Annotated in this window: 14 protein-coding genes and 1 pseudogene; 10 read left to right on the forward strand and 5 right to left on the reverse strand. The window is 65.1% G+C overall.

Annotation, left to right across the window (positions count from 1 at the left end; all coding sequences use genetic code 11):
• The first annotated feature begins 30 nt into the window (after nt 1-30).
• Nucleotides 31-762 carry a glutathione S-transferase gene (locus PVZ72_RS17505; RefSeq protein WP_273862592.1) on the forward strand — a complete coding sequence of 244 codons (732 nt, stop codon included), beginning with the start codon at nt 31-33 and terminating at the stop codon, nt 760-762.
• A gap of 51 nt (nt 763-813) precedes the next feature.
• On the opposite strand, the gene PVZ72_RS17510 is transcribed toward PVZ72_RS17505, so the two are convergent.
• Nucleotides 814-1,005 carry a CsbD family protein gene (locus PVZ72_RS17510; protein WP_026083651.1) on the reverse strand — a complete coding sequence of 64 codons (192 nt, stop codon included), beginning with the start codon at nt 1,003-1,005 and terminating at the stop codon, nt 814-816.
• A gap of 246 nt (nt 1,006-1,251) precedes the next feature.
• Between PVZ72_RS17510 and gloA the strand changes: the two genes are divergently transcribed.
• The 3 genes from gloA to PVZ72_RS17525 all read left to right on the forward strand — a co-directional run bounded on the left by gloA (nt 1,252) and on the right by PVZ72_RS17525 (nt 3,879).
• A complete protein-coding gene (gene gloA, locus PVZ72_RS17515; RefSeq protein ID WP_133860381.1) occupies nt 1,252-1,776 on the forward strand; it encodes a lactoylglutathione lyase in 525 nt (174 codons plus the stop codon).
• Nucleotides 1,777-1,972: 196 nt separating this feature from the next.
• The gene (locus tag PVZ72_RS17520; RefSeq protein ID WP_187980856.1) at nt 1,973-3,601 is read left to right on the forward strand and encodes a methyl-accepting chemotaxis protein; all 1,629 of its coding nucleotides are present in this window, start codon (nt 1,973-1,975) and stop codon (nt 3,599-3,601) included.
• A 155-nt stretch (nt 3,602-3,756) separates the two neighbouring features.
• Nucleotides 3,757-3,879, forward strand: coding sequence for a hypothetical protein (locus tag PVZ72_RS17525; protein WP_007161451.1), 123 nt, complete (start codon nt 3,757-3,759; stop codon nt 3,877-3,879).
• Nucleotides 3,880-3,921: 42 nt separating this feature from the next.
• Here the strand turns inward: PVZ72_RS17525 and PVZ72_RS24295 are convergent, their stop codons facing one another.
• Nucleotides 3,922-4,794 (reverse strand): methyl-accepting chemotaxis protein, encoded by an 873-nt coding sequence (locus tag PVZ72_RS24295; protein ID WP_423814999.1) that lies wholly within the window; start codon nt 4,792-4,794, stop codon nt 3,922-3,924.
• A pseudogene (locus PVZ72_RS24300) lies at nt 4,777-5,676 on the reverse strand (MCP four helix bundle domain-containing protein); the annotation flags it as partial. The gene PVZ72_RS24295 and the pseudogene PVZ72_RS24300, both read right to left, overlap by 18 nt.
• A gap of 531 nt (nt 5,677-6,207) precedes the next feature.
• On the opposite strand from PVZ72_RS24300, the gene PVZ72_RS17535 reads away from it, so the two are divergent.
• The 3 genes from PVZ72_RS17535 to PVZ72_RS17545 all read left to right on the forward strand — a co-directional run bounded on the left by PVZ72_RS17535 (nt 6,208) and on the right by PVZ72_RS17545 (nt 9,374).
• Nucleotides 6,208-6,915 (forward strand): carbonic anhydrase, encoded by a 708-nt coding sequence (locus tag PVZ72_RS17535; RefSeq protein WP_133860378.1) that lies wholly within the window; start codon nt 6,208-6,210, stop codon nt 6,913-6,915.
• 211 nt (nt 6,916-7,126) lie between these two features.
• Nucleotides 7,127-8,686: a SulP family inorganic anion transporter gene (locus tag PVZ72_RS17540; protein WP_273862593.1), complete on the forward strand. Its 1,560-nt coding sequence runs from the start codon at nt 7,127-7,129 to the stop codon at nt 8,684-8,686.
• Nucleotides 8,687-9,098: 412 nt separating this feature from the next.
• Entirely contained in the window at nt 9,099-9,374 is a 276-nt protein-coding gene (locus tag PVZ72_RS17545) for an HU family DNA-binding protein (protein ID WP_017639309.1), read from the forward strand.
• Nucleotides 9,375-9,466: 92 nt separating this feature from the next.
• On the opposite strand, the gene PVZ72_RS17550 is transcribed toward PVZ72_RS17545, so the two are convergent.
• Nucleotides 9,467-9,634 (reverse strand): rubredoxin, encoded by a 168-nt coding sequence (locus tag PVZ72_RS17550; protein WP_007161456.1) that lies wholly within the window; start codon nt 9,632-9,634, stop codon nt 9,467-9,469.
• Nucleotides 9,635-9,807: 173 nt separating this feature from the next.
• On the opposite strand from PVZ72_RS17550, the gene PVZ72_RS17555 reads away from it, so the two are divergent.
• From PVZ72_RS17555 to PVZ72_RS17565, 3 genes are all read left to right on the forward strand, one after another.
• Entirely contained in the window at nt 9,808-10,956 is a 1,149-nt protein-coding gene (locus PVZ72_RS17555) for an MFS transporter (protein ID WP_273862603.1), read from the forward strand.
• A 99-nt stretch (nt 10,957-11,055) separates the two neighbouring features.
• Nucleotides 11,056-12,381: a type II toxin-antitoxin system HipA family toxin gene (locus PVZ72_RS17560; protein ID WP_273862594.1), complete on the forward strand. Its 1,326-nt coding sequence runs from the start codon at nt 11,056-11,058 to the stop codon at nt 12,379-12,381.
• On the forward strand, nt 12,378-12,653 hold the full coding sequence (locus PVZ72_RS17565; protein WP_187980853.1) for a helix-turn-helix domain-containing protein: 276 nt from the start codon (nt 12,378-12,380) through the stop codon (nt 12,651-12,653). The genes PVZ72_RS17560 and PVZ72_RS17565 overlap by 4 nt, the downstream gene beginning before the upstream one ends.
• 62 nt (nt 12,654-12,715) lie before the next feature.
• On the opposite strand, the gene PVZ72_RS17570 is transcribed toward PVZ72_RS17565, so the two are convergent.
• Nucleotides 12,716-13,492 (reverse strand): MetQ/NlpA family ABC transporter substrate-binding protein, encoded by a 777-nt coding sequence (locus PVZ72_RS17570; RefSeq protein ID WP_068384577.1) that lies wholly within the window; start codon nt 13,490-13,492, stop codon nt 12,716-12,718.
• Nucleotides 13,493-13,522 lie beyond the last annotated feature (30 nt).

Below are 13,522 nucleotides of genomic sequence, written 5' to 3' on the forward strand. Positions count from 1 at the left end.
CCGTATTCCCAGCAGACGACGGAGGTTTCCATGCGTTATGAATTGCACTACTGGCCCAGCATCCAGGGCCGCGGCGAATTCGTCCGCCTGGCGCTCGAAGAGGCCGGCGCACGCTATCTGGATGTCGGCAATGCCCCGGAGGACGAAGGTCTGGGCATACCCGCCATGGAGGACTACCTGCAAGGCCAGAAGACCCGTCGGCCGCCCTTCGCCCCACCCTTTCTCAAGGCCGGCGACGAGGTCGTCTCCCATGTCGCCAACATCCTCCAGTTCCTCGGGCCACGGCTGGACCTGGTACCGGCCGATGAAGAATCCCGTTTCTGGGTCCACGGCCTGCAGCTGACCATCACTGACCTCACCGCCGAGGCCCACGACGTCCATCATCCGGTGGCCATCTCCCTGACCTATGAAGAGCAGCAGGACGAAGCCCGGCGGCGGGCCAAGGCCTTTGCCGGCGAGCGGATCCGTACCTACCTGAGCTATTTCGAGCGGGTGCTGGGCTTCAACCCGGCAGGCGACAGCTGGCTGGTGGGCGAGCGTCGCTCCTATGTCGACCTGTCGCTGTTCCAGGTGGTGGCCGGCCTGACCTACGCCTTCCCCAACGCCATGCGGCGGCTGGCGCCGGAGATACCGCGGGTGCTGGCCGTGGCCGAGCGGGTGGCCGCGCTACCCAACATCGCCGCCTACCTGGCCTCGCCACGCCGCCTGGCCTTCAGCGAGAACGGCATCTTCCGCCATTATCCAGAGCTGGATCCGGCCTGACGGGCAAAAGAAAAGGCCGCCCTGGGGCGGCCTTTTCCGTACAGCCTGGGCTCAGGCGCGGTCGATGGTGTTCTTGACCGCTTCCTTGCCCTTGCCGACGTTCTTTTGCAGTTTGCCTTCGGCTTCCTGGGCACGACCCTCGCCTTTCATGCGCGAGTTGTCGGTGGCATCGCCGACGCCTTGCTTGACCTTGCCGGCCACTTCTTTGGCGGTACCCTTGATCTTGTCGCTGGTGCTGCTCATATCAGTCTCCTTGGGATCGCACAGGCAGTGCGCTTGTAAAATCCGACTGCGGCTCTAACCGGGAGGTTTCGACCATTCGTCGCACAGCGCAGCGGCCAAAAGCATCAGGAAGCTTTGGGCAGCGGTTCCGGAAGCCTTTAGACTTCCTGCCCTTTTTCGTGAGCGACCACCCAGGCGCCTTTCCCGCCGGGAACGTTGCGCGGGGCCGCCTCTCCAATTTCCACACCCCTTCACCGGAGACTTCTGATGTCGCTGAGCCAATTCGACAACCTGCCGGGCGTGACCGCCCAGCCCGACGCCGCCACCCGCGAGTTCGTCTTCAACCACACCATGCTGCGGGTCAAGAACCTGGAGACCTCGCTGGACTTCTACACCCGCGTGCTGGGTTTCACCGTAGTCGATCACAAGGACTTCCCGGACGCCAAGTTCAGCCTGACCTTTCTTGCCCTGGTCGATCGCAACCAGGTACCGGAAGATCCGCAGGCCCGCCAGCACTGGCGCAAGTCCACCCCGGGCATTCTCGAACTGACCCACAACCACGGTACCGAAGACGATGCCGGCTTCAGCTACCACAATGGCAACAGCGATCCGCGCGGCTTCGGCCACACCTGCGTGGCGGTCCCGGACATCCGCGCCGCCTGCGAGCGCTTCGAGCAACTGGGCGTGGCCTTCCAGAAGCGCCTGACCGACGGCAGCATGAAGGAAATCGCCTTCATCAAGGACCCCGATGGTTACTGGGTCGAAGTCATCCAGTTCACCCCGCTGTCCTGATCCCTCCGGGCCCGGCGTCCGTCGGGCCCACCCTGCCTGTCCTTCTGAAGACATCCGACGACTTTTCGGCGCTTAACTGATACCGACTGGCTCCAGGCCATCGACGCCTGCTCATGCCTTTGGCGTACTGCTGGCGAAAAGCCTCACCAAAGTCGTATTGCGCACCCCAGCCAGCGACGTCGTCAGAGAGCCCAACATGAACAAAACAACAAGAATTCGTACCGGGATGTACAGCGTGCTCAGCCTGTTCGTCGCCTGCCTGCTGCTGGCTTGCCTGTATGGGTGGCTCAACGCCCGGACCAGTGCCCAGCAGATCCGCGATCTGGATAGTCTGACCATGGAGCAACTGGATCGGGTCAACAACGCCGCCACCTGGATCAGCCGCGCCAGTGCCAACTCCCATACCGCCATGCTCGACCGGGTCAACGGCGATGCGGCCAAGGCCGAGAAAGGCGTGAAGCTGGCGCTGGAGCGGCTGGACATCGCCCGCAAGCTGATCACCGACATGCAGGCCAACGTCGACGATCCCAAGCTGAGCGGCCAGATCGAAGCCATGCTCAGGGCCTTCGACGCCTACAAGGTCATCGTCGAAGGACAGATCGCCGCCTGCCGCGCCGGCGACCTGCCCGGCTACATCCGTATCAGCGATGGGGCCAAGGGGGCCAGCACGGCCTTCGCTGACACCCGCCAGGTCTTCACCGACGAGATCACCGGCCGTATCGACGCCACCCTGGCCGCCTCTGAAAGTCGCGTCTTGCAAGCCGAGATACGCACCCTGCTACTGGTCGGTCTGACCCTGCTGCTGGCGGTACTCTCCGGCTGGTTCATCGCCCGCCGGGTACTGGCCCCGCTTAACGAAGCCGGCGAGCACTTCGCCGCCATGAGCGAAGGCGATCTGACCCGCCGTATCGAGGTGCGCAGCCATGACGAGATCGGCCAGCTGTTCGCCGGCCTCGCCACCCTGCAGAGCCGCCAGCGCGACACCCTGGCCCAGCTCAATCGCACCGCCGAGCAACTCGACAGCGCCGCCCAGGAACTGGGCGAGGTGACGGCCCAGAGCAACCGCACCCTGAATCAGCAACAGCAGGAACTGGAACAGGCCGTGACGGCAGTGACCGAGATGACCACCGCCGTGGAAGAGGTGGCCCGCAATGCCGCCTCCACCTCGGATACCGCCCGCGAATCCGATCGCCTGGCCACTGGCAGTCGCGGTCAGGTAGCCCAGGTGCTCAGTGAATTGCAGAGCATGCAGACCACGGTCAACGAAAGCGAAACCGTGATCGCCAGCCTGGCGCAGCAGGCCAACCAGATCGGCAAGGTGCTGGACGTGATCCGCGCGGTCTCCGAGCAGACCAACCTGCTGGCGCTCAATGCCGCCATCGAGGCCGCGCGCGCCGGCGACGCCGGCCGTGGCTTCGCCGTGGTGGCCGACGAGGTGCGCAGCCTGGCCCAGCGCACCCGCCAGTCGACCCTGGAGATCGAGCAGATGATCGGCAACATCCAGGCCGGCACCGGTCAGGCGGTGACCGCCATCCAGCGCAGCAACACCCTGGCCGGCACCACCCTGGAAACCACCGAGCGGACCGGCCAGAGCCTGGAGCACATCTTCGTCGCCATCGGCGACATCAACGAGCGCAACCTGGTCATCGCCAGCGCCGCCGAGGAACAGGCTCAGGTGGCGCGGGAGGTGGATCGCAACCTGATCAACATCCGCGAACTGGCGGGCGTGTCCAAGCGCGGCGCCGACCAGATCGAGACCTCCAGTCGCCAGCTGGTCGCACTGACCCGCGAGATCCACGGCCTCGCGGCGCGCTTCCGCGTCTGACCCGCCAGGCGACTACCCGGGAACAGGCGTCCCGGGGTAGCCGCGGCTTTACCCAACTTTACGTTTTCTTGGCATGACGTCGCCGCCGCTACAGGAGAAAATTGGCCCGGGCGCCAGGCGTGGCGCCCGTTCTCGCCACGGAGCTGCCTGACGTCATGACGACCTGCCCTACCCCGCGCGGCCCTCGCCTGAGGTGCCTGCTGCTGTCCTTTCTCGCCTCGCCCCTGGGTCTGCTGGTGGTGCTGACCGGCGTGCTGCAACTGCTCGGCCCCGGCTAGGGCCGCAGCGTCCGGCCACCGAAGCGGCCGGAACCGCCTGGCTCACAGGCGGAAGCGCGTGACCAGGCCATTGAGGTCCACGGCCAGGCGCGACAGCTCGGCGCTGGCGGCGCTGGACTGCTCGGCACCCGCGGCGGTCTGGACCGACAACTCGCGGATGTTCACCAGGTTGCGATCCACTTCGCGGGCCACCTGGGCCTGCTCTTCCGCCGCGCTGGCGATCACCAGATTGCGCTCGTTGATGCCGCCGATGGCGCCATGGATGCGCTCCAGGGCATGGCCTGCGCCGCGCGCCACCTCCAGGGTCGACTGGGCCCGCTCGGTGCTGCTGCGCATGGCCGCCACCGCCTGCTCGGTGCCCTGCTGGATGGTGCCGATGGAGGTCTCGATCTCGCGGGTCGACTCCTGGGTGCGATGGGCCAGGGCCCGCACCTCGTCGGCCACCACGGCGAAGCCGCGACCCGCTTCACCGGCGCGCGCCGCCTCGATGGCGGCATTGAGCGCCAGCAGATTGGTCTGTTCGGCGACGCTGCGGATCACGTCGAGCACCTTGCCGATGTCGTTGACCTGTACCGCCAGATCGCCCACCAGGGTGGCACCGTGCTGGACGTCGTCGCTCATGGTGGCGATGGCGCCCACGGTTTCCTGCACCAGGTCGCGGCCGTCACGGGCCACGCCGGCCGATTCCTGGGAGGCCTGGGAGGTATTGACGGCATTGCGCGCCACCTCGTCCACCGCCGACGACATCTGGTTCACCGCGGTGGCGGCCTGTTCGATCTCGGCGTTCTGGCGTTGCAGGCCGCGACTGGATTCATCGGTCACGGCATTGAGTTCTTCCGCCGCCGAAGCGAGCTGGGTGGCCGAGCCAAGGATGCCCTGCAGGGTCTGGCGCAGCTGGCCCTGCATGGTTTTCATGGCCTGCAGCAGGCGCGCGGCCTCGTCGCGGCCTTCGCTGTGGATCTCCTGGCTGAGGTCGCCGGTGGCGATCACCTCGGCGGCCTGCACGGCGCGGGCGATGGGCTGGGTGATGCTGCGGATCAGCAGCCAGGCGAAGACCACGGTCAGCAGCGCAGTGGCCGCCAGCAGCAGCACCAGCCACTGGATGGCATGGCTATAGTCGGCAGCGGACTGGGCGTTGGCCGCGGCGGTCTGCTGATCCACCAGGTCGGTGAGTTGCTTGAGCACGCCATTGACCGCATCGGAGTTGGCCAGCAGGTCTTCGTTGAGCAGGCGGCGCAGGGGCTCCAGCTGATCGGCGGCGGAAAATGCCAGCATGCGCTGCTGCAGACCGTCGTACTGGGCGATCAACTGACCGTAGCGGCTGTAGGCGGTGCGCTCTTCGTCAGACTGGATCAGCGCCTCGTAGCGCTGCTGGGCGGCGCGCATCTGGCCGTTGCGCTGCTGGAACAGCGCCTGGGTCTTGGCGATGATCTCCGGCTCGCGATTGAGCAGCAAGCGATAGGAAAGTACCCGCAGGCGCAGGGTCAGGGCGGTCAGCTCGTCGAGCGCGGCCACGCGCGGCATGGCGCGGTCTTCGATGGCCAGGCCCGAGGCGCGGATGTCGTTCATCTTGACCAGGGCGGTGCCGCCGAGCAGCAGCAGGAGCAGACCGATAAAGGCGAAACCAAGGGTGGCACGCCGCGCGATAGAGAGATTGCGAAAGGACATGGAGAGTTTCCGTTGAGCCTGGAAAGCACCCGCTATCGACCGCACCGTGCAAATCCTGAGGTCCGTTGTCGGACCGGATTTCTCCACCCCTGTCGAGCAAAGGCCGCAAACCCTTGTCCTATAGGGCATCGGAGCTATTGAAAGGCTGGCGAAAGGTCTAGGCTGCGGCACTGTGCCGCAGATCACAGGCCGGAGGCAAAGTGGGCGAAAGACGCTCGATTTCCCCCAGCGGCATTGCGTTCACATTTTTGCACATCTCTCGCAAGCCCCTGATCGCCAAGGAAATCTGTTCGGCTATCGCGATTCACGTTTTCTTCACGGGGAAAAGCGCGATTCGGCGCCTATATTCCGGCTTCGTGCCGATAAAAGGTCTAAAAGCGCTGATCGTGCAGCGATAATGGCTGGATGATCTCAGTATAAGTTTGAAATATCTTCTGCGTTGTCCGTCACGAGCTATTGTTTCAGCGTGGATTAAGGTTGAGGTCACCAAGATGACCTGCCGGGTGCCAGGACGCTGCCCGGATACGCGATGGACCGCCAGACAATGAAGCCACCGGCACCCCAGAGGGCCGGGGCGTATCGAGGCGATGCCAGGGGGCGTCTAGCCACTAACCAGCGCTTGCCGCTGCCATTGCGTACTTGAGAAGAGGTCAGAAACAGATGAGCGACAACACGGATACCTTCGGCGCACCCGACGAGGCCCTCCTGCAGCTGGTCGATGGTTTCAAGCGTTTCCGCCAGGATGTCTTTCCCGAACAGGAAGCGCTGTTCAAGAAACTCGCCAGTGCGCAGTCGCCCAAGGCCATGTTCATCACCTGCGCCGACTCGCGCATCGTCCCGGAACTGATCACCCAGAGTTCGCCAGGCGATCTGTTCGTAACCCGTAACGTCGGCAACGTGGTACCCCCCTATGGCCAGATGAACGGCGGCGTGTCCACTGCCATCGAGTACGCGGTCGTGGCCCTGGGCGTGAAGCACATCATCATCTGCGGCCACTCCGACTGCGGCGCCATGAAAGCCGTACTCAATCCCGATCCGCTGGAAAAGATGCCGACGGTAAAGGTCTGGCTGCGCCATGCCGAGGTCGCCCGTACCGTGGTCGAAGACCATGGCCATTGCGACTGCGGCCACGGCGGCACCCTGGGCTTCCTCACCGAGGAAAACGTGGTGGCCCAGCTGGTCCACCTGCGCACCCACCCCTCGGTAGCGTCGCGTCTGGCCAGCGGTCAGCTGCAGATTCACGGCTGGGTCTATTCCATCGAGACCAGCGAGATCAAGGCATACGACGCCCAGCAGGAGCGCTTCCTGCCCCTGGATGGCGAAAACATGCCGGTCGCCACCCCGCGTCCGCGCCTGCAACCGGCCTGATCCACCACGGCCAGCCGGTTCGCCGGCTGGCCGCCCCGAGACGGGTCGCTCGGCCCGTCTCCATAACAGCGCACTGCGCCGGACGATCCCACCTTGGGGCTCCATGGGGATCGCCCACCCTAGCCGCTAGCCGCCTGAATCCCGAACCGTGTCATATGACGTGATATGACGCGCGGGCACCCTTTTTCCTAGTCGCTGGAGGACCAGGACCATGCTTGGCAATCAACAGACCCCGGGGCGCAACCTGTCGCGCGACGCCCTGGCCTCACTGGTAGTGTTTCTGGTCGCCCTGCCGCTGTGCATGGGGATCGCCATCGCCTCCGGCATGCCGCCGGCCAAGGGCATCATCACCGGCATCATCGGTGGCCTGGTGGTCGGCTTTCTCGCCGGCTCGCCGCTGCAGGTCAGCGGTCCGGCCGCCGGCCTGGTGGTGCTGGTGTTCGACCTGATCAACCGCCATGGCATCGAGGCGCTGGGCCCGGTACTGCTGCTCGCCGGCCTGCTGCAACTCATCGCCGGCTTCACCCGGCTGGGCGCCTGGTTCCGCGTCACTTCACCGGCGGTGGTCTACGGCATGCTCGCCGGCATCGGCATCCTCATCGTGCTCTCGCAGCTGCATGTGATGCTGGACGCCAAACCGGCGGCCTCGGGTCTTTCCAACCTGCTGGCCTTCCCGGGCGCCGCCCTCACCGCGGCGGGCCAGTGGAACGGCAGTGGCAGCGGCGCCCAGGCGGCGCTGATCGGGCTACTGACCATCGCCAGCATGTGGCTGTGGGAGAAATTCCGCCCACAGACGCTGCGCTTCCTGCCCGGCGCCCTGATCGGCGTGACCCTGGCGACCCTGGCCAGTCTCTGGCTGGCGCTGGACATCCGCCGGGTGGAAGTGCCCAACAACCTGGCCGACGCCATCGACTGGGTGACCTTCGCCGACCTCGGCATGCTGGCCAACGCCGAACTGGTGGTGGCCGCCCTGGCCCTGGCCTTCATTGCCAGCGCCGAGACCCTGCTCTCGGCCGCCGCGGTGGACCGCATGCACAACGGACCGCGCTCGCACTTCGACCGCGAACTGGGTGCCCAGGGGATCGGTAATCTGCTCTGCGGCGCCGTCGGCGCGCTGCCCATGACCGGGGTCATCGTGCGCAGCTCGGCCAATGTCCAGGCCGGCGCCACCAGTCGCGCCTCCGCCATCCTGCATGGCCTCTGGCTACTGGCCTTCGTCGCCGCCCTGCCCTTCGTGCTCAAGCTGGTGCCGGTGGCGAGCCTGGCCGGCGTGCTGGTGTTCACCGGCGTCAAGCTGGCCGATCCCAAGTCGCTGACCGGACTCAAGCGCTATGGCCGGACGCCCATGGTCATCTATGCCCTGACCGCCCTGATGATCGTCGCCACCGATCTGCTGACCGGGGTGCTGGTGGGCTTTGGCCTGTCGATCGCCTTCCTGGCGGTCAAGGCGGCCCAGCTCAAGGTCAGCCTGACCTATCGCGAAGACCAGCCGGACCAGGCCGATCTGCGCCTGGTGGGCGCCGCGACCTTCCTGCGCGTGCCCCAGCTGACCAAGGTGCTGGAGCAGGTCAAGCCGGGCACTACCCTGCACGTGCCCCTGGAGCGCGTCTCCTATATCGATCACGCCTGCATGGAGCTGCTGGAAGACTGGGGACGGACCCAGGCCAGCAATGGCATGCGCCTGGTGATCGAGCCCAAGGCACTGGAGCGGCGCCTGGAAGGCCAGGCACCGGCGGGTCAACCGGTCATGCCGACCCAGGCACCGGCCTGATCCGGGTGGCGGAGCAGCCAGGCGGCGCTCCGCCACGCTTCATCCAGCGCCAGGGTCCGCCGACGGAGGGCCGGACCGCCAGCGCGATCGTTGATCGCGATACTGGCTTGCCAGAGCCTCGCAGCGTCCCAGTGACATGCAAAGGCCACTCCATAAAGTGGACATTCTGTCCACAAAAAGCGCCTGAATTGACTGATAAATGCCCAAGTTGGCGTCGGTCATCCTACCAACGGCTAATAGTCTGCTAATTAACTTTCGCTCTTCTCGGGTTTGCCTTATAACGCTATCTGGTTCGACTTTTGTCGCACCAACGATCTTTGTGTCGGGCCACCCTCTATCTCGGGGGTAATCGCTTTGCCAGGAAAGCCATGCGACGCCCACACGGCTAAAAATGACCCCATGAGAGGTAGCTATGCGCAAGCCTGAATTGGCGACGGTGATCGCTGAAAAAGTCGGACTTCCAAAGGAACAGGCCAACGTCGTGCTCAACACGCTGTTGGACGAGATCGCGAATGCGCTGCACCGCAAGGACAGCGTTACCCTGGTCGGCTTCGGCACCTTCCTGCCGCGTCACCGCGGTGCCCGCATGGGGAAGAATCCCCAGACTGGCGAGCCGGTCAAGATTCGTGCGAGCAACACGGTGGCGTTCAAGCCCGGCAAGGCGCTGAAGGACAGCATCGAAGGCTGAACATGAGGCGGCACGGATCGCCGCTGCAGCCAAAAGGCATCGCCTCTGCGATGCCTTTTTTGTGTCCGCGTGGAGGACGCGGAGCGGGGTGATCAGCCGATGGCGATCATCTCGAAGTCGCCCTTGCCCACGCCGCAATCCGGGCATAGCCAATCCTCGGGCACATCCTCCCAGCGCGTCCCCGGCGCGATGCCGTCGTCCGGCCAGCCCAGGGCTTCGTCATAGATATAGCCGCACACGATGCACTGCCATTTCCGCATGTTCTGTTATCTCCCAACCGGCTTCAGGTAGCGCGAACGCTACGCGAAAGCCTGGCAAAGGCCAACCGTGCCGGAGCCCGACTGATACCCGGAGCGCCATGATTCCGCCTGGCGACTGTCCACCCCCTGTCTCCATCAGCTAGGCTGCGCCCATGAATTCCTCATCAGCGCCCATGCCCTGGGCCATCTATTTCGCCGTGCTGGGCAGCGTCATCAGCGTCGGCCTGGCCATCGGCCTGTCGATGCCGCTGGTCTCGCTGCGGCTGGAGGGCTGGGGCTATGGCAGCTTCGCCATCGGCGTCATGGCCGCCTCGCCGGCCCTCGGCATCCTCACCGGCGCCAGCCTGGCCGGACGCCTGGCCGCGCGAGTCGGCACACCGCGGCTGATGCAGCTGTGCCTGGTGACGGGCGCCGCCTCGCTGATCCTGCTGTCGCTGCTGCCCAGCTATCTGCTGTGGCTGCTGCTGCGCCTGGCCCTGGGCGCCATCCTCACGCTGATCTTCGTGTTCGGTGAAAGCTGGATGAACCAGGTCATCACCGATCGCTGGCGCGGCCGCCTGGTGGCCCTCTATGGCAGCAGCTATGCCCTGAGCCAGCTGGCCGGCCCGCTGCTGCTGGGGGTGCTGGGTACCGAAGGCGACCAGGGCTTCTGGCTCGGTGCCCTGCTCATGCTCGGCGGCGCCACCCTGCTGCTCGGTCGCCGGGGTGCGCCGGCGGCCGGCGGCCATACCGCGGCCTGGCGGGCGCTGCTGGACTTCTGCCGCGGCGCTCCGGCCATCGCCTGGGCGGTGGCGCTGTTCGCCTGCTTCGAGGCGATGATCCTTACCCTGCTGCCGGTCTATGCCCTCAACCAGGGCTTCGGCCAGCAGCTGGCCTTGTACATGGTCAGCGCCGTGGTAGTGGGCGATGCCCTGCTGCAACTGCCGCTGGGGCTGCTCGCCGACCGCCTCTCACGCCAGGGGCTGTTCCTGGGCTGCACCCTGGGCCTGCTGGCGGTCAGCCTGGCCCTGCCACTGCTGCTGCACACCCCGGGCGTCTGGCCGCTGCTGGTGCTGTTCGGCGCCACCGCCGGCGGTCTCTTCACCCTGGCGCTGATCCTGGTCGGCGAGCGCTATCGCGATGCCGAACTGGTCAGCGCCAATGCCTGCATCGCCCAGCTCTGGGGAATCGGCTGCCTGGTCGGTCCGCTGGTCACCGGCGCCGCCAGCCAGTGGCTCACCGGCCATGCCGTGCCGCTGCTGATGGCCATCGGCGCCGCCGTGCTGCTGGTGATCGTCAGCCGCCGAGGCAGCGTGCCGGTTACCGCTAAAACGGCAATTTAATGCCTAATTTTATTCCTGAGAACCGTTGCTACAGCACTATATTGCCGATATTACGTCAAGAGCTGATACTCACCGGCAGTATATTGCCGGAGGTCGTCCGTGAGTACGCTGGTGGTTCAAACCTATCTGACCGGGCATTGGCATGATGCCTTGCGCCTGGTTTTCGATGATCCCAGGCAAGGTCCCCAACAAGGCGCCTGCACCCTCAGCTATCTGGCTGCCTACCTGAGCGATCATCTCGACGATTTCGGCACGCCTACGGCTGCCGCAGTGAGCGCTAACCTGCCTTTGAGCTGGGAGGTCGAGCGCCTGCCCCATTGGCCGGCGTTTCTCCATGACATTCTCCCGGCCGGCGCCGCTCGCCGTTTTCTGCTCCCTCGCCTTGGACTGAGCACAGAGGAAGCTGCTCAGACCGACTTTCAGCTGTTATCCCGCTGCACGCCAGCGCCCATCGGCCATCTGCGAATTCGTGAGTCGCTAGATGAGCCTGCGCAGACACTCTCCGTGGGCTTTACCCGTGAACAGGTCGTCGCTCGCGATCAGGGCTTTCTGGAATATGCCTATGAGCAAGGTGCTGCCATCGGCGGTGCAACCGGTGCAGGTGGCGATGCACCCAAGCTGCTGCTGGCGGAAGATCCTCAGGGCTTGCTCCATCCGGATGCCACTCTGCCCGATGACCTGGCCCGCCGACATTGGCTGGTGAAATTCCCACGCAACAGAGCCAGCGCCACCGACCAGGACATCCTGCGCAGCGAGCACTGCTACTATCAAGCCCTGAACGCCCTAGGACTGGAGACTGTTTCCGCCAGCGGACTCGCCCTGGAAGAAGGCCGACGTCCCAGCCTCTGGATGCCACGCTTCGACCGCTGCACCAGCCCCCGAGGGGTGGAGCGTCTGGCCGTTGAATCCCTCTATTCCCTGACTCACACTCTGGTACCCGGTAGCTATCTGAATCATCTTGACGCCATCGGTGCCCTGACCAGGGTTTGGCGCGCAGCCAATCAGGACCAGGGGATACCGGCGCTGCTGGATGATTACCTGCGGCGTGACCTGCTCAATCAACTGCTGGGCAACAGTGACAACCACGGTCGCAATACCGCCATCCTGCGCGATGAGCGTGGTGTTCGTCTGGCCCCCCTGTACGACCTCGCCCCCATGGTTATGGACGAACAAGGCATCACCCGAACCAGCAAATGGCCCATGCCCGTCGAACAGGCCGGCGTTGTCGATTGGCATGCAGCCTGTCGGCTACTGGCCGAGTGGGACGATCCGGAACGGCTGTGGGATGCCCTCAAGAAGAGCGCCGAGGTGCTCCGTGCCCTGCCGGACCTACTGCAACCGGTATTGCCGCAGACTACCTGGGAGCATCCGCAAATTCCGCTGCGGCGCCTGGATAGCCATCTGCGCGAGGCAGGGCTGCTATGAGTCTTGACGATCAAGAGCGGCGGCAACGTACGCTGGATGATATCCGTGAGGGATTACAGAGTGGACGCCTGAGCCTGGGCGCCGGTGTCCGGCGCCTGCGCCGCGAGATCACCGGCCTTACCCAGACCGACTTCGCGCGCATGGCCCGTATCTCGCTGCGCACCCTACGACAATTGGAGCAGGACGAAGGCAATCCCACCCTGGCGACGCTGCAGGCGGTCTTTCGGCCCTTTGGTCTGGGAATGGGCGTCATACCTCTGAAACGCCGCTGAGCCCCATGAAAAACGCCGGCACTGGGCCGGCGTTTTTCATGTCAGGCAGCGTCAGGCGGCGCTCAGAACGCCGGCACCACGGCACCCTTGTACTTCTCTTCGATGAACTGCTTCACCGCCGGAGTGTTCAGCGCCTTGGCCAGCTTCTGCACGGCGTCGCTGTCCTTGTTGTCCGGGCGGGCGACCAGGATGTTGGCGTAGGGTGATTCCTTGCCTTCCAGCAGCAGGGCGTCCTGGGTCGGATTGAGCTTGGCTTCCAGGGCGTAGTTGGTGTTGATCAGCGCCAGGTCGACCTGATTCAGCACGCGCGGCAGGGTCGCGGCTTCCAGCTCCTTGAACTTGAGCTGCTTGGGATTCTCGGCGATGTCCTTGGGCGTGGCGAGGATGTTGGCGCTGTCCTTGAGCTTGATCAGCCCGGCCTTCTCCAGCAGCAGCAGGGCGCGGCCGCCATTGGTGGCATCGCTGGGGATGGCCACGACGGCGCCTTCGCGGACTTCGTCGAGCTTCTTGATCTTCTGCGAGTAGATGCCGAAGGGCTCGACGTGCACCTGGGCGACGGTTACCAGGTCGGTGCCACGGCTCTTGTTGAATTCGTCCAGGTAGGGCTGGTGCTGGAAGAAATTGGCGTCCAGGCGCTTCTGGGCGACCTGCAGGTTGGGCTGCACGTAGTCGGTGAAGACCTTGATCTGCAGGTCCACCCCTTCCTTGGCCAGCTGGGGTTTGACGAATTCGAGGATCTCGGCGTGGGGCACCGGGGTGGCGGCGACGCTGAGGGTCTCGGCGGCGTGGGCGGTCAGGCTGGCGGCCAGCAGGGCGGCGGTGGCGAGCAATTTCTTCATGGCAGTTTCCTAAAGCGGGGTGGAACCGTC

Source organism: Pseudomonas sp. LA5, assembly GCF_028640825.1.
In the GTDB taxonomy this organism is placed as follows: domain Bacteria; phylum Pseudomonadota; class Gammaproteobacteria; order Pseudomonadales; family Pseudomonadaceae; genus Chryseomonas; species Chryseomonas aestiva.